Raw genomic sequence first — 15549 nt, forward strand, 5'->3', positions numbered from 1 at the left:
AATTCACTTGGCAATTTTTCCAATAAACTTACTTTATCTTGTATATTTTCCCTTGCAAGTAATCTTAAAATCTTACCTCTATAAGCCTTTACAAAATGACTTAATGCTTTGGAATTTTTTAAAAAAGTAAAACTTAAAAAAGGTTTATTGACAATATAAAATTTTTCATAAAATTTAGCTCTAAGATCAACGACTAATTCATCTTCTAAAAAAATATCAAGTGCATTGGAAAAATTATCCTTGTAGAATTTTTCTATATTAAAATTTTTAATTTTCTCTCCTTGCTTTAGCTTATAATAAGGTATAAGATCTTTGGCTAAAATAGGACCAAAAAGATTAGAAAAAATTAAAACATTTTCATCAATGTAATCTTGTGCATTTGAATTTAAGCTTTTATAATCTAAATGATCAAAAGCAACACCAGAATATCTTTCAATAGCCTTCGTGGTATTTTTATCTAACATATTACTGCAAAGCTCTTTTATTTCACTATCATCTTTAATTCCAAAAAACTTTTTCAAATCATCTTGTGAACTATGTGTGATATAATCTTGATAATACTGAATAACTTCAAGTCTTTTTGAGTATAAGTTGGAAAAAACAAACGAGTGTTCATTGATGCTACCATGAGTGTCTAGTTTGCTTTTTCCTTCACTAGGTGAAAATAGAATTTTCATAATATATCCTTTTGTTTTTTATAAAAATTATACAAAATTATGTAAAATACTTGACATTGTTTTAAAAATACACTATAATTCAATTTTATTTTTGCTGGTTTAGCTCAGTTGGTAGAGCAGCTGCCTTGTAAGCAGCAGGTCGGGGGTTCAAGTCCCTTAACCAGCTCCATTGTTAATAGCAGTGTTTGACCAGAAATAAAAAGCATTTTAATTCATGGTGAGTTACTCAAGTGGCCAACGAGGGCAGACTGTAAATCTGCTGGCTTTCGCCTTCCGTGGTTCGAATCCACGACTCACCACCATTGCTTTGCGGGAGTAGCTCAGTTGGCTAGAGCATCAGCCTTCCAAGCTGAGGGTCGCGGGTTCGAGTCCCGTTTCCCGCTCCAACCTGATTTTGGTAGAGTGAAACTGGGAGCTGTTTTTGTATTCAAAATTTCTAGCAGTTTCAAAAATCCAAAATTTATATATAATTTATGTTTTTAATTTTTCTGAGCGCTCGTATGGCTCAGAGGTAGAGCACTCCCTTGGTAAGGGAGAGGTCGCGGGTTCAAGTCCCGCTATGAGCTCCATTGATTTCAAAAGATTATAAAACATAAATTGGTATTTGTTTGTAAATTTTATATGGAGGAAAAAGATGGCTAAAGAAAAATTTTCACGTAATAAGCCTCACGTAAACATTGGTACTATTGGTCACGTTGACCACGGTAAAACTACTTTAACAGCTGCTATCTCTGCGGTTCTTTCAAGAAGAGGTTTGGCTGAGCTTAAAGATTATGATAATATCGATAATGCTCCTGAAGAAAAAGAGCGTGGTATTACTATTGCAACTTCTCACATTGAGTATGAAACAGAAAATCGTCACTATGCACACGTTGACTGTCCAGGTCACGCTGACTATGTTAAAAACATGATTACTGGTGCTGCTCAAATGGATGGTGCTATTCTAGTTGTTTCTGCTGCAGATGGTCCAATGCCACAAACTAGAGAGCACATCTTACTTTCTCGCCAAGTAGGTGTACCTTATATCGTTGTTTTCATGAACAAAGCAGATATGGTTGATGATGCTGAGTTGTTAGAATTGGTTGAAATGGAAATTAGAGAATTATTAAGTTCTTATGACTTCCCAGGAGATGATACTCCAATTATTTCAGGTTCTGCATTACAAGCTCTTGAAGAAGCAAAAGCTGGACAAGATGGCGAATGGTCTAAAAAAATCTTAGATCTTATGGCAGCAGTTGATGAGTATATCCCAACTCCAGCTCGTGATACAGATAAAGATTTCTTAATGCCAATCGAAGACGTATTCTCTATTTCAGGTCGTGGTACCGTTGTTACTGGTAGAATTGAAAAAGGTGTTGTTAAGGTTGGTGATACTATCGAAATCGTTGGTATTAGAGAGACTCAAAGCACTACAGTAACTGGTGTTGAAATGTTTAGAAAAGAAATGGATCAAGGTGAAGCAGGTGATAACGTAGGTGTTCTTCTACGTGGTACTAAAAAAGAAGATGTTCTTCGTGGTATGGTACTTGCTAAACCAAAATCAATCACTCCTCATACAGATTTTGAAGCAGAAGTTTATATCTTAAATAAAGACGAAGGTGGACGTCATACTCCATTCTTTAATAACTATAGACCACAGTTCTATGTAAGAACTACAGATGTTACTGGTTCTATTCAACTTGCAGAAGGTGTAGAAATGGTTATGCCAGGTGAGAATGTTAGAATTTCTGTAAGTCTAATTGCTCCAGTTGCACTTGAAGAAGGTACACGCTTTGCTATCCGTGAAGGTGGACGTACTGTTGGTTCAGGTGTTGTTTCTAAAATTATTAAATAATTATAAGCGAGATTTTTTCTCGCTTTTTTAAGGAATAAAAATGAGAATTAAAGTTGGCTTAAAATGTGAAGAGTGTGGTGATATTAACTACAGTACTTTTAAAAATAGTAAAAATACAACTGAAAAATTAGAATTAAAAAAATATTGCCCAAGATTAAAAAAACATACAATTCATAAAGAAGTTAAATTAAAAAGTTAAGGCTTTTATATAAAAGCCCTTAGGGCAATAGCTCCAACGGTAGAGCGCCGGATTCCAAATCCGATGGTTGGGGGTTCGAATCCCTCTTGCCCTGCCACAAAATAAGGTTAAAAATGGAAAAACTAATAACTTATTTTAAATTATCAAAAGCTGAACTAGGAAAAGTAATTTGGCCTTTAAAAGAGCAAGTTAGAAATGCTTATATTACAGTTTTTGTAGTTGTTACTGTTGTTTCATTATTTTTGGCATTAGTTGATTTAATTATGTCATTTTCATTATCTAAGATTATAGGGTAGAATGATGAATCATAAATGGTATGCAATTCAAACTTATGCAGGTAGCGAAATGGCGGTAAAAAGAGCCATAGAAAATTTAGTTAGAGATCATGGTATTCAAGAACAATTATTAGAGGTAATTGTTCCAACTGAAGATGTGATTGAATTTAAAAATGGTAAAGAGAAAATAAGCGAAAGAAGTTTATATTCAGGTTATGTTTTTGCTAATATAGACTTATCAACTGAGCTTTGGCATAAAATTCAGTCTTTACCAAAAGTGGGACGTTTTATTGGTGAAAGTAAAAAACCAACCCCATTAAGTGAAAAAGATATCAATCTTATTTTAGAAAAGGTGAAAAATAAAGCAGCACCTAAACCTAAAATTTCATTTGATAAAGAAGAAAGTGTAAGAATTACCGAAGGACCTTTTGCAAACTTTGTTGGTATTGTAGAAGAATACGATATGGTAAGAGGTGTTTTGAAGTTGAATGTTTCGATATTTGGCAGATCAACTCCAGTAGAGATCTTATACTCTCAAGTTGAAAAAATAGTTTGATAATATAGCAAGTAAAGGAGAAAGGTTATGGCTAAAAAAGTCGTAGGTGAAATTAAATTACAAATAGCTGCTACTAAGGCTAATCCATCGCCTCCAGTTGGTCCTGCTTTGGGTCAGCAAGGTGTTAATATCATGGAATTTTGTAAGGCGTTCAATGAAAGAACAAAAGATATGGCTGGTTTTAATATTCCAGTTGTTATCACTGTATATGCTGATAAAAGCTTTACATTTATCACAAAACAACCACCAGCAACTGATTTGATCAAAAAAGCTGCGGGTATTTCTAAAGGTGCTGATAATCCTTTAAAAAATAAAGTTGGAAAACTAACTAAGGCACAAGTATTAGAAATTGTTGATAAAAAAATTGCAGATATGAACACTAAAGACAGAGAACAAGCTGCTAAGATTATTATGGGTTCGGCTCGTTCTATGGGCGTTGAAATCGTAGATTAATACTCTTTACCGCCAAGAGTTAAAAAAGGCGGTAGCACTTTATATAAAATGCGGAGAAAAATTTATGTCTAAAAACACTAAAAGATTTACAGAATTACTAAAAAAAATAGATTCAAATAAAAACTATCTAATGGATGAAGCAATAAGTACAGTTAAAACACTTGCTTCTGCTAAATTTGATGAAACAGTAGAAATTGCCTTAAAATTAAATGTTGATCCAAGACATGCAGATCAAATGGTAAGGGGTAGTGTTGTTTTACCTTGTGGTACTGGTAAAAAAGTACGTGTTGCTGTTATTGCAAAAGATGCAAAAGCAGATGAGGCTAAAAATGCAGGTGCTGATATAGTTGGTAGTGATGATTTGGTAGAAGAAATTCAAAAAGGAAATATGAATTTTGATGTTTTAATTGCTACACCAAATTTAATGGGTTTGGTTGGTAAAGTAGGTCGTATTTTAGGACCTAAAGGATTAATGCCAAATCCTAAAACTGGAACTGTTACAATGGATGTTGCACAAGCTGTTAATAATGCTAAAAATGGTCAAGTTAATTTCCGTGTTGACAAACAAGGAAACATTCATGCAGGTTTAGGTAAAGTTAGTTTCACTCAAGAACAATTAAAAGAAAACATGACTGCATTTGTAAAAGCTATAAATAAACACAAGCCAGCGGCAGCTAAAGGAAGATATATTAAAAATGCTAGTCTTTCTTTAACTATGAGTCCTTCTCTTTCTCTTGATACCCAAGAATTACTTGATACAAAATAAAATTAATGAGAGTTTTACTCTCATTAATAAAAATTAGATAAGATAATACCTTTTATTTTATCTAATTTTTATCTTAGATTGGAGATAGCCGAGGTCGTAGACTTAATTAGATTTTTCTACTCTGCTTGAAATCACCGGTCGGAAAGGAGTAAAGATGACTAAAAGCCAAAAAGTTGAACTTGTTTCTAAATTAGAAGAAAGTTTTAAAGCTAGTGAAGCTGTTGTGGTTTGTAACTACAAAGGTCTAGGTACTAAAAAACTTGAAGAATTAAGAAACAATGCAAGAGAAATGGATGTTAAAGTTCAAATTATCAAAAATACTTTAGCAAGTATCGCTCTTAAAAATGCCGGCAAAGATGGAATGGAACTTAAAGATACTAATATTTATCTTTGGGGTGAAGACCAACTAAATGTTTCAAAAGTTGCTGATAAATTCAGCGAAGCTAATCAAGCATTTGAAATTAAAACCGCATTTATTGAAGGCGAAGTTGCTTCAGTGGATAAAGTTAAAGCTTTAGCTAAAATGCCTTCTCGCAATGAATTACTTGCTATGCTTTTGCAAGTTTGGAATGCACCAATTACCAATTTCACAATTGGATTAAATGCATTAAAAGAAAAAAAAGAAGCTGAATAAAAATATAAAAAGGATAAAATATGGCAATTTCTAAAGAAGATGTATTAGAATTTATTTCTAACCTAAGTGTTCTTGAACTTTCAGAATTAGTAAAAGAATTCGAAGAAAAATTTGGTGTTTCTGCTGCTCCAGTTATGGTTGCAGGTGCTGCTGTTGCAGGTGCTGCTGGTGGTGCTGCTGAGGAAAAAACTGAATTTGATATCGTTTTACAAGATGGTGGCGATAAAAAAATTAACGTAATTAAAGTTGTACGTGCTTTAACTGGTCTTGGACTAAAAGAAGCAAAAGATGCAGTTGAGCAAACTCCTTCGGTTCTTAAAGAAGGTGTTAGCAAAGCTGAAGCAGAAGAAGCTAAAAAACAACTTGAAGAAGCTGGCGCTAAGGTTGAACTTAAATAATTTTTTTTGTTTTAAAAGAAAGGATCTTGTATCCTTTCTTGTTTTCCTTTAATTAGGATTCTTTCTTTCAATACTTTTACCACGGGGTATAATAATATGTTAAATTCACAATCAGGAAATCGTTTAAGAATAGACTTCTCGAATGTTCCACAACAAATAGACATTCCAAATTTATTACAACTACAAAAGAAAAGTTTTGATTATTTTCTTAATATAGATGCAAAAAATTCAGAAAGCGGAATTGAAAAAGTATTTAAATCGATTTTTCCAATTCACGATCCGCAAAATAGATTAAGCTTAGAATATGTTAGTAGTGAGGTAGGTAAACCTAAGTATACTATTAGAGAGTGTATGGAAAGAGGTTTGACTTACTCTGTAAATTTAAAGATGAAAATTCGTTTAACTTTACACGAAAAAGATGAAAAAACAGGCGAAAAAATCGGTATAAAAGATATCAAAGAACAAGAAATATACATTAGAGAAATTCCTTTAATGACAGATAGAATTTCCTTTATTATTAATGGGGTTGAAAGAGTTGTGGTAAACCAACTGCATAGAAGCCCAGGAGTTATTTTTAAAGAAGAGGAAAGCTCTACTGTTGCAAATAAATTAGTATATACAGCTCAAATTATTCCAGATCGTGGCTCTTGGCTTTACTTTGAGTATGATGCTAAAGACGTGCTTTATGTGCGTATTAATAAAAGAAGAAAAGTGCCTATTACAATTTTATTTAGAGCACTTGGTTATAAAAAACAAGATATTATCAAATTATTTTACCCTATACAAACTATCCATGTAAAAAAAGATAAATTTTTAACTGAATTTAATCCAAATGACTTTTTAGATAGAGTTGAATATGATTTGAAAGATGAAAAAGGAAATGTCATCCACCAAGCTGGTAAAAGAATGACAAAGAAAAAAGCAGAACAGCTTGTAAAAGATGGTGTGAAATGGGTTGAATATCCAGTTGAAATTTTAACTAATAGATATTTAGCTAATCCAATTATAAATAAAGAAACAGGTGAAGTGTTATTTGACTCTTTAACATTGCTTGATGAAGGAAAATTAGCTAAAATCAAAGAAGAAAAGCAGTTTGATATTGCAAATGATTTAGCTAATGGTGTTGATGCTGCTATTATTAATTCTTTTATTCAAGATAATGAGACTTTAAAATTATTAAAGCAAACAGAAAATATTGAAGATGAAAACGATTTGGCGGCAATTAGAATTTACAAGGTAATGAGACCAGGTGAGCCTGTGGTTAAAGATGCTGCAAAAGCTTTTGTAAATGATTTATTCTTTAATCCTGAAAGATATGATTTAACTAAAGTTGGTCGTATGAAGATGAATCATAAATTAGGTCTTGAAACACCTGAATATGTTACGGTTTTAACTAATGAGGATATAGTCAAAACTGCAAAATATTTGATTAAAGTTAAAAACGGTAGAGGTCATATTGATGATAGAGATCACTTGGGTAATCGTCGTATCAGATCTATCGGTGAACTTTTAGCTAATGAACTTCATGTTGGTCTTGCAAAAATGCAAAAATCAATTAGGGATAAATTCACAGCTTTAAATGCAGATATTGATAAGGTTATGCCATATGATTTAATTAACCCTAAAACCATTACTGTAACGATTATGGAATTTTTCACTGGTGGTCAGCTGTCTCAATTTATGGATCAAACAAACCCACTAAGTGAGGTTACGCACAAGCGTCGTTTATCAGCTCTTGGTGAAGGCGGTTTAGTAAAAGAAAGAGCTGGTTTTGAAGTGCGTGATGTACACGCAACACATTATGGAAGAATTTGTCCTGTTGAAACACCAGAAGGACAAAACATCGGTTTGATTAATACGCTTTCAACTTACGCTAAAGTAAATGATCTAGGTTTTGTTGAGGCTCCTTATAAAAAAGTAGAAAATGGAAAAGTAAGCAATGAAATTGTTTATTTAACAGCAACTCAAGAAGAAGGACTAGTAATCGCAGCAGCTTCAACTAAAATCGATGATAAAGGTAATATTATCGAAGAATTTGTTGAAGCTAGACAAGATGGTGAAACTATCCTAGCAAGAAGAGAAGAGGTGCATTTGATTGACCTTTGTTCGGGTATGATAGTAGGGGTTGCAGCTTCTCTTATTCCATTTTTGGAACATGATGATGCAAATAGGGCTTTGATGGGTTCAAACATGCAACGTCAAGCAGTACCTTTATTAACTGCACAGGCTCCTATAGTTGGTACGGGTATGGAAAAAATTATTGCCCGTGATGCATGGGAAGCGATCAAGGCTAAAAGAGCGGGTATTGTAGAAAAGGTTGATAATAAAAATATCTTTATTTTAGGTGAAGATGAAAATGGTCCATTTATTGATCACTATAAAATGGAAAAAAATTTAAGAACCAACCAAAATACAACTTTTATACAACATCCAATTGTTAAAAAAGGAGAATTTGTTCAAGCAGGACAAATCATTGCCGATGGTCCAAGTATGGATCAAGGTGAGCTTGCTATCGGTAAAAATGCCCTAATTGCATTTATGCCATGGCATGGTTATAACTACGAAGATGCGATTGTTATTAGTGAAAAAATCTTACGTGAAGATACTTTTACTAGTGTGCATATTTATGAAAAAGAAGTGGAAGCTAGAGAGCTTAAAGATGGTGTTGAAGAAATCACTAAAGATATTCCAAATGTAAAAGAAGAAGATTTAGCACATCTTGATGAAAGTGGTATTGCAAAAATAGGCACTCACATTAAGCCAGGTATGATTTTAGTAGGTAAGGTTTCACCTAAAGGTGAGGTAAAACCTACCCCTGAAGAGAGATTATTAAGAGCGATTTTTGGTGAAAAAGCAGGACATGTAGTAAATAAATCTTTATATGCAACTGCATCACTAGAAGGAGTTGTAGTTGATGTAAAAATCTTTACTAAAAAAGGTTATGAAAAAGATGCTCGTGCCATCAAAGCATATGATGATGAAAAATTAAATCTTGAAAAAGAACATCATGATAGACTTTTGATGATGGATAGAGAAGAAACTTTAAGAGTATGCTCTTTGCTTTCTAAATCGCCTTTAATTTCAGATGAAGAGATTAATGGGGTTAAATACAAAAAAGGTGCTAAAGTAGAAATAAGTGAATTAGAAAAAATTAATCGTTTTGCTTTAAATTCCTTAGTGAAAGCTTACTCTAAAGAAGTACAAAAAGAATATGATGATTTGAAAAATCATTTCCAAAATGAGAAGAAAAAACTCAAAACTGAACATGATGAGAAATTAGAAATTTTAGAAAAAGATGATATTTTACCAAGTGGAGTGGTTAAACTTGTAAAAGTATATATTGCTACCAAAAGAAAGCTTAAAGTTGGAGATAAAATGGCGGGACGTCACGGTAATAAAGGTATCGTGTCTAATATCGTTCCTGAAGTTGATATGCCTTATCTACCTGATGGAAGACCAATTGACATAGCTTTAAATCCACTAGGGGTTCCAAGCCGTATGAATATCGGTCAGATTCTAGAGAGTCATTTAGGTATTGTTGGGATGAAGCTAGGTGATCAAATCCAAGAAATTTTTGACAGAAAACAAAAAGATTTTGTAAAAGAATTACGTGAGAAAATTCTTGAAATTTGTAGTGTATCTAGACTTGAATTAGAAAAGAAATTTGTAGAAAGTCTTAATGAAGAGCAACTTATTTCTTATGCTAGAGATTGGGCTAAAGGAGTGAAATTTGCAACTCCTGTATTTGAAGGTGTAACGGTTGAAGAATTTAGTAAACTTTTTGAAATGGCTAAGGTAGCCATGGATGGTAAAAGCGAGCTTTATGATGGAAGAACCGGTGAGAAAATGGCAGAGCGTGTTCATGTTGGTTGTATGTATATGCTTAAGCTACACCACTTAGTAGATGAAAAAGTTCACGCAAGAAGTACCGGACCTTATAGCCTTGTAACACAACAGCCAGTTGGTGGTAAAGCATTATTTGGTGGACAAAGATTTGGTGAGATGGAAGTTTGGGCTCTTGAAGCTTATGGAGCAGCTCACACTCTAAGAGAAATGCTAACCATAAAATCTGATGATGTTGAGGGTAGATTTAGTGCTTATAAAGCTTTAACAAAAGGCGAGAATGTTCCAGCAACAGGTATTCCAGAGACATTCTTTGTACTTACAAATGAATTAAAATCTCTTGCTTTAGATGTTGAGATTTTTGATAAGGATGAGAATAATGAGTAAATTTAAACCTATCGAAATAAAAGAAGATGGCAGACCTAGAGACTTTGAAGCATTTCAGTTAAGACTTGCAAGTCCTGAAAAGATCAAGTCATGGTCTTATGGTGAAGTAAAAAAGCCTGAAACGATTAATTATAGAACTTTAAAGCCTGAAAGAGATGGGCTTTTTTGTGCTAAAATTTTTGGACCAGTAAGAGATTATGAGTGTCTTTGCGGTAAATACAAAAAAATGCGCTTTAAGGGCATTAAGTGTGAAAAATGCGGCGTCGAAGTTACTAGCTCTAAAGTTCGCCGTTCTAGAATGGGGCATATTGAACTAGTTACCCCTGTTGCGCATATTTGGTATGTAAATTCACTACCAAGCCGTATAGGTACTTTACTTGGTGTGAAAATGAAAGACCTTGAGCGTGTGTTGTATTATGAAGCATATATTGTTGAAAATCCAGGCGATGCTTACTATGATAATGAAAATAGTAAAAAAGTTGAATTTTGTGATGTATTAAACGAAGAGCAATATTTAAATTTAATGCAACGTTATGAAACTAGCGGTTTTAAAGCTAGAATGGGTGGTGAGGTTGTTAGAGATTTGCTAGCAAATTTAGATCTTGTTGAGCTTTTAAATAAACTTAAAGAAGATATTGCAGCAACTAATTCAGAGGCAAAGAAAAAAACTATCATCAAGCGTTTAAAAGTCGTAGAAAATTTCTTAAATAGCAATCTAAATAGTAATACTAATATTGATGAAGTGGTGCCAAATCGTCCTGAATGGATGATGATTACCAACCTACCTGTATTGCCACCTGATTTAAGACCTTTGGTTGCTTTAGATGGTGGTAAATTTGCAGTTTCTGATGTGAATGATTTATATAGAAGAGTAATTAATAGAAACACTCGTTTAAAAAGACTTATGGAGCTTGATGCACCTGAGATTATTATCAGAAATGAAAAAAGAATGCTTCAAGAGGCAGTTGATGCATTGTTTGATAATGGTAGAAGAGCTAATGCGGTTAAAGGTGCAAATAAGCGTCCATTGAAGTCACTTAGTGAAATTATCAAAGGTAAACAAGGTCGTTTTAGACAAAACTTGCTTGGTAAAAGGGTTGACTTTTCTGGTCGTAGTGTTATTGTTGTTGGCCCAAAACTTAGAATGGATCAGTGCGGTTTACCTAAGAAAATGGCTTTGGAGTTATTTAAACCACATTTGTTGGCTAAACTTGAAGAAAAAGGCTATGCGACTACTGTAAAGCAAGCTAAAAAAATGATAGAAAATAAAACCAATGAAGTTTGGGAATGCTTAGAAGAGGTTGTTAAGGGTCATCCTGTAATGCTTAACCGTGCGCCAACTTTACATAAGCTTTCTATTCAAGCATTTCACCCTGTACTTGTAGAAGGTAAGGCGATCCAATTACATCCATTGGTGTGTGCGGCATTTAATGCTGACTTTGACGGTGACCAAATGGCTGTGCATGTGCCATTATCTCAAGAAGCAATCGCAGAATGTAAAGTATTAATGCTCTCATCTATGAATATCTTGCTTCCAGCAAGCGGTCGTTCTGTAACTGTTCCATCTCAAGATATGGTTTTGGGAATTTATTACCTTTCTTTGGAAAAAGATGGTGCTAAAGGTGAGCATAAAATTTGCACAGGTATTGAAGAGGTTATGATCGCTTTAGAAGCAAAATCTTTAGATATTCATGCAAGTATAAGAAGTGTGGTTGATGGAAGAAAAATTACAACAACCGCAGGTAGATTGATTATCAAATCTATTTTGCCTGATTTTGTTCCAGAAAATATGTGGAATAAAGTTATGAAGAAAAAAGATATTGCAGCCTTGGTTGACTATGTTTATAAAGAAGGTGGACTTGAAGTAAGTGCTAGTTTCTTGGATAAATTAAAAGATCTTGGTTTTGAATATGCAACTAAAGCAGGTATTTCAATTTCGATTGCTGATATTATCGTGCCAGAACAAAAGCAAAAAAATATTGAAGAAGCTAAAAAGCAAGTGAGAGAAATCCAAAATTCATATAATTTAGGTCTAATTACTTCAGGTGAAAGATATAACAAAATCATTGATATTTGGAAAAGCACCAATAATATCTTATCAAAAGACATGATGGATTTAATCAAGAAAGATAAAGAAGGCTTTAATTCTATTTACATGATGGCTGACTCTGGTGCTAGGGGTTCTGCAGCTCAAATTTCACAGCTTGCTGCGATGAGGGGTCTTATGGCTAAGCCTGATGGCTCGATCATTGAAACACCGATTATTTCAAACTTCCGTGAAGGGCTTAACGTTCTTGAGTATTTTATTTCAACCCACGGTGCTAGAAAAGGTCTTGCAGATACAGCGCTTAAAACAGCAAATGCGGGTTATTTAACAAGAAAACTTATTGACGTGGCACAAAATGTGAAGGTCACAATGGAAGATTGTGGTGCGCATGAAGGGGTTGAAATCAACGAAATCACTGCAGATGGGGTTGTAATTGAAACCTTAGAAGAAAGAATTTTAGGAAGAGTTTTAGCGGAAAATATTATTGATTCTATCACTAATGAAATATTATTTTCAGAAGGTACTTTGATTGATGAGGAAAAAGCTAGAATAATTGTTGAAAGCGGAATTAAGAGTGTAAGTATTAGAACTCCTATTACTTGTAAAGCTAAAAAAGGCGTATGCTCTAAATGCTATGGTATTAACTTGGGTGAAGGTAAATTAGTAAAACCAGGTGAGGCTGTGGGTATTATTTCGGCACAATCAATTGGTGAGCCAGGAACTCAGCTTACGCTAAGAACATTCCATAGTGGTGGTACTGCGAGTACAGATTTACAAGATCGTCAAGTAGTGGCACACAAGGAAGGTTTTGTAAGATTTTATAATCTTAACACATATGAAGATAGACAAGGTAAAACCATTGTTGCTAATCACCGTAATGCTGCTATTTTGCTTGTTGAGCCAAAAATTAAAGCTCCGTTTAAAGGTACTATCCATATTGAACATGCGTATGAAGATGTAGTGGTTAGTGTTAAAGCGAAAAATAATGAGGCTAAATTTATACTTAGAAAATACGACTTAGCAAAAGCTAATGAGCTTGCAGGTGTAAGTGGTAATATCGAAGGTAAATTATATATTCCATATAGTGATGGTGATGAAGTAGCTGAGAATGAAAGCATTGTGGAAGTGATTAAAGAAGGTTGGAATATACCAAATCGTATTCCTTATGCGAGTGAGTTATTAGTAAAAGATGGCGATCCTATTACACAAGATATTATCGCGGGTGCAAAAGGTACTTTGAAATTTTATATGCTCAAAGGTGATGGTTTAGATAGAATTAGAAATCTTAAAAAAGGCGATGTGGTAAAAGAAAAAGGTGTTTTTGTTGTGATTGCTGATGAAAATGATAGAGAAGCAAAAAGACACTATATTCCAAGAGAATCAGTGATTGAATTTGATGATAGTTCTTTTGTGGATAATCCTAAAGCTATCATAGCAAAATCAAGCAAAGAAGATAAAACTATCATTGCTGAATGGGATGCGTATAATAATACTGTAATTGCGGAAGTTGCAGGTACAATTAACTTTGAAGATATTGAATCAGGTTATAGTGCTGATGAGCAGATAGATGAAGCAACTGGTAAGAGATCATTAGTGATTAATGAATATTTACCAAGTGGAGTGCGACCTGCATTGTTGATCTTAGGTGAAAATGACAAAGTAGTGCGTTATCAGCTTGAGCCAAAAACAGTTATTTATGTAAATGATGGCGATAAAGTTAAACAAGCAGATATTTTAGCTAAAACTCCAAAAGCAGCAGCTAAGTCAAAAGATATCACAGGAGGTCTTCCAAGAGTTTCTGAACTATTTGAAGCGAGAAAGCCAAAAAATACCGCTGTTGTTGCTGAAATTGATGGTGTGGTAAGATTTGACAAACCTTTAAGATCTAAAGAGAGAATTATCATCCAAGCAGAAGATGGAAGCAGTGCTGAATATTTGATTGATAAATCAAAACGCATCCAAGTAAGAGATGGTGAGTTTATTCATGCAGGTGAAAAACTAACTGATGGGGTTATTTCAAGTCATGATGTACTTAGAATTTTAGGTGAGAAAGCATTGCATTATTATCTTATTTCTGAAATTCAACAAGTTTACCGTGGTCAAGGCGTTGTGATTTCTGATAAACATATTGAAATCATCGTTTCTCAAATGCTAAGACAAGTTAAAATTGTAGATAGTGGTCATACAAACTTCATCGTAGGTGACTTAGTTTCAAGAAGAAAATTTAGAGAAGAAAACGAAAGAATTTTAAGATATGGCGGTGAACCTGCTGTGGCTGAACCTGTATTACTTGGGGTTACTAGAGCTGCTATTGGAAGCGACAGTGTGATTTCAGCTGCTTCATTCCAAGAAACAACAAAAGTTTTAACTGAGGCAAGTATTGCGGGTAAATTTGACTATCTTGAAGATCTAAAAGAAAATGTAATCTTAGGTCGTATGATTCCTGTTGGTACGGGTTTGTATCAAGAGCAAAAGCTTAAGTTGAAAGAAAAAGAATAAAAATCCCTCTCAAGGGATTTTTACTGATATATATTTTCCAATTCTGGAAAATATAAATTTAACTCCTGTTCTATTTTAAATTTTTCATCTAATAAAATTTTCTTATTTTTCTTTTTAAATTTTTCATCAGAGTAAAATATATGATAAGAAATACTAATTGCTGCTATGATTTTATCATTATGTTCAATCCCTATAGCCATGCATTCGATTTCAGGATTCATTTCCCCGCTTTCTAAAGCTATTTTTTCTTTTTTAATAAGTGTCAATTCTTTATACAACTCTTCTATATTTGCAATGGTATTAGGAGTGATTTTTTCAAAAGGGTGGGGGTAAATTGATTGAAGTTCTTTGTAACTTTTCATTTCCAATAAAGCTTTGCCTAAAGAAGTAGCATAAGCTGGGTAAGAAGCTCCAACAAAAGATTTAATCTGAATATGATGATCAGGATTTATTTTTTCAAGATAAAACACATCTCCTTCTTTTAATATCCCCATTTGGCAAGTTTGCCCTGTTAAATTTCTAATATTTTTCATATGCTTTTTAATAAGTTCTAGAGCGCTATTTTTCATTGAAACACAGCGACTAATTTCTAAAATTTTATAATCTAATGTATAAATTTTGTTTTTATCGCATTTGATGTAGTTTTTAGCTTGTAGGGTTTGTAATATAGGAGAGAGTGTTCCTGGAGGAATATCTAGTTTTTTTGCGATTGAACTTAATGTATTTTTTTCACTTGTATTGGTAAGCAATTCTAAAATTTTCAAAACTCTTAAAGTTGGCTGATGTGTCATTTTACTCCTTTTGATGGATAAATTCTATCATAATTTTTACTTTTAGTAACATTTTTACGTAATTTATTTCTATTTTACTTGTGTAATTTTTTCCATAATCGAGGTAATAATACCGCATTAAAGGCTTTTGAATAAAAATTGGTATTTTATTTAGATTTTTTAAAATTTCTATTTTTAGCTATATTTTTTG

At 33.2% G+C, this 15549-nt stretch carries 12 protein-coding genes and 5 tRNA genes; 15 read left to right on the forward strand and 2 right to left on the reverse strand.

Features of this window, described 5'->3' with window-relative positions; translation table 11 throughout:
- The coding region (locus CKA54_RS06965) for a YaaA family protein (protein WP_143297925.1) at nucleotides 1-677 on the reverse strand (677 nt) is incomplete at its 3' end.
- A gap of 93 nt (nucleotides 678-770) precedes the next feature.
- On the opposite strand from CKA54_RS06965, the gene CKA54_RS06970 reads away from it, so the two are divergent.
- The 15 genes from CKA54_RS06970 (at nucleotide 771) to rpoC (ending at nucleotide 14568) form a co-directional block, all read left to right on the forward strand.
- Nucleotides 771-846 (forward strand) — tRNA-Thr (locus CKA54_RS06970).
- A 47-nt stretch (nucleotides 847-893) separates the two neighbouring features.
- Nucleotides 894-979 (forward strand) — tRNA-Tyr (locus tag CKA54_RS06975).
- A gap of 7 nt (nucleotides 980-986) precedes the next feature.
- Nucleotides 987-1063 (forward strand) — tRNA-Gly (locus CKA54_RS06980).
- Between the two features lie 108 nt (nucleotides 1064-1171).
- Nucleotides 1172-1246 (forward strand) — tRNA-Thr (locus tag CKA54_RS06985).
- 65 nt (nucleotides 1247-1311) lie between these two features.
- On the forward strand, nucleotides 1312-2511 hold the full coding sequence (gene tuf / locus CKA54_RS06990; RefSeq protein WP_120760852.1) for an elongation factor Tu: 1200 nt from the start codon (nucleotides 1312-1314) through the stop codon (nucleotides 2509-2511).
- Between the two features lie 40 nt (nucleotides 2512-2551).
- The gene (gene rpmG, locus CKA54_RS06995; protein WP_012661178.1) at nucleotides 2552-2710 is read left to right on the forward strand and encodes a 50S ribosomal protein L33; all 159 of its coding nucleotides are present in this window, start codon (nucleotides 2552-2554) and stop codon (nucleotides 2708-2710) included.
- A 21-nt stretch (nucleotides 2711-2731) separates the two neighbouring features.
- Nucleotides 2732-2807: transfer RNA gene (locus tag CKA54_RS07000), tRNA-Trp, on the forward strand.
- A 16-nt stretch (nucleotides 2808-2823) separates the two neighbouring features.
- The gene (gene secE / locus CKA54_RS07005; protein WP_012661179.1) at nucleotides 2824-3006 is read left to right on the forward strand and encodes a preprotein translocase subunit SecE; all 183 of its coding nucleotides are present in this window, start codon (nucleotides 2824-2826) and stop codon (nucleotides 3004-3006) included.
- 1 nt (nucleotide 3007) lies between these two features.
- Nucleotides 3008-3541, forward strand: coding sequence for a transcription termination/antitermination protein NusG (gene nusG / locus CKA54_RS07010; RefSeq protein ID WP_087684660.1), 534 nt, complete (start codon nucleotides 3008-3010; stop codon nucleotides 3539-3541).
- Between the two features lie 27 nt (nucleotides 3542-3568).
- Complete coding sequence (gene rplK, locus CKA54_RS07015) at nucleotides 3569-3994, forward strand: 50S ribosomal protein L11 (RefSeq protein WP_012661181.1); 426 nt, start codon at nucleotides 3569-3571, stop codon at nucleotides 3992-3994.
- Between the two features lie 64 nt (nucleotides 3995-4058).
- A complete protein-coding gene (gene rplA, locus CKA54_RS07020) occupies nucleotides 4059-4760 on the forward strand; it encodes a 50S ribosomal protein L1 (RefSeq protein ID WP_039617747.1) in 702 nt (233 codons plus the stop codon).
- 154 nt (nucleotides 4761-4914) lie between these two features.
- On the forward strand, nucleotides 4915-5394 hold the full coding sequence (rplJ, locus tag CKA54_RS07025; protein WP_120760853.1) for a 50S ribosomal protein L10: 480 nt from the start codon (nucleotides 4915-4917) through the stop codon (nucleotides 5392-5394).
- 20 nt (nucleotides 5395-5414) lie between these two features.
- A complete protein-coding gene (gene rplL, locus CKA54_RS07030; protein ID WP_120760854.1) occupies nucleotides 5415-5792 on the forward strand; it encodes a 50S ribosomal protein L7/L12 in 378 nt (125 codons plus the stop codon).
- Between the two features lie 96 nt (nucleotides 5793-5888).
- On the forward strand, nucleotides 5889-10022 hold the full coding sequence (gene rpoB, locus CKA54_RS07035) for a DNA-directed RNA polymerase subunit beta (RefSeq protein ID WP_120760855.1): 4134 nt from the start codon (nucleotides 5889-5891) through the stop codon (nucleotides 10020-10022).
- The gene (gene rpoC / locus CKA54_RS07040) at nucleotides 10015-14568 is read left to right on the forward strand and encodes a DNA-directed RNA polymerase subunit beta' (RefSeq protein WP_120760856.1); all 4554 of its coding nucleotides are present in this window, start codon (nucleotides 10015-10017) and stop codon (nucleotides 14566-14568) included. Before rpoB ends, rpoC begins: the two co-directional genes overlap by 8 nt.
- Before the next feature lie 20 nt (nucleotides 14569-14588).
- Here the strand turns inward: rpoC and CKA54_RS07045 are convergent, their stop codons facing one another.
- The gene (locus CKA54_RS07045; RefSeq protein WP_120760857.1) at nucleotides 14589-15359 is read right to left on the reverse strand and encodes an IclR family transcriptional regulator; all 771 of its coding nucleotides are present in this window, start codon (nucleotides 15357-15359) and stop codon (nucleotides 14589-14591) included.
- Nucleotides 15360-15549: the final 190 nt, after the last annotated feature.

This window comes from Campylobacter sp. P255 (assembly GCF_003627915.1).
Taxonomy (GTDB): domain Bacteria; phylum Campylobacterota; class Campylobacteria; order Campylobacterales; family Campylobacteraceae; genus Campylobacter_D.

What these genes read in the sequence shown, in the direction of transcription:
- rplJ (WP_120760853.1), top strand. Translation starts at nt 4,915, where the DNA reads ATGACTAAAAGCCAAAAAGTTGAACTTGTTTCTAAATTAGAAGAAAGT.
- tuf (WP_120760852.1), top strand. Translation starts at nt 1,312, where the DNA reads ATGGCTAAAGAAAAATTTTCACGTAATAAGCCTCACGTAAACATTGGT.
- CKA54_RS07045 (WP_120760857.1), bottom strand. Translation starts at nt 15,359, where the DNA reads ATGACACATCAGCCAACTTTAAGAGTTTTGAAAATTTTAGAATTGCTT.
- rplL (WP_120760854.1), top strand. Translation starts at nt 5,415, where the DNA reads ATGGCAATTTCTAAAGAAGATGTATTAGAATTTATTTCTAACCTAAGT.
- rplA (WP_039617747.1), top strand. Translation starts at nt 4,059, where the DNA reads ATGTCTAAAAACACTAAAAGATTTACAGAATTACTAAAAAAAATAGAT.
- rpoC (WP_120760856.1), top strand. Translation starts at nt 10,015, where the DNA reads ATGAGTAAATTTAAACCTATCGAAATAAAAGAAGATGGCAGACCTAGA.
- nusG (WP_087684660.1), top strand. Translation starts at nt 3,008, where the DNA reads ATGATGAATCATAAATGGTATGCAATTCAAACTTATGCAGGTAGCGAA.
- rplK (WP_012661181.1), top strand. Translation starts at nt 3,569, where the DNA reads ATGGCTAAAAAAGTCGTAGGTGAAATTAAATTACAAATAGCTGCTACT.
- rpmG (WP_012661178.1), top strand. Translation starts at nt 2,552, where the DNA reads ATGAGAATTAAAGTTGGCTTAAAATGTGAAGAGTGTGGTGATATTAAC.
- rpoB (WP_120760855.1), top strand. Translation starts at nt 5,889, where the DNA reads ATGTTAAATTCACAATCAGGAAATCGTTTAAGAATAGACTTCTCGAAT.
- secE (WP_012661179.1), top strand. Translation starts at nt 2,824, where the DNA reads ATGGAAAAACTAATAACTTATTTTAAATTATCAAAAGCTGAACTAGGA.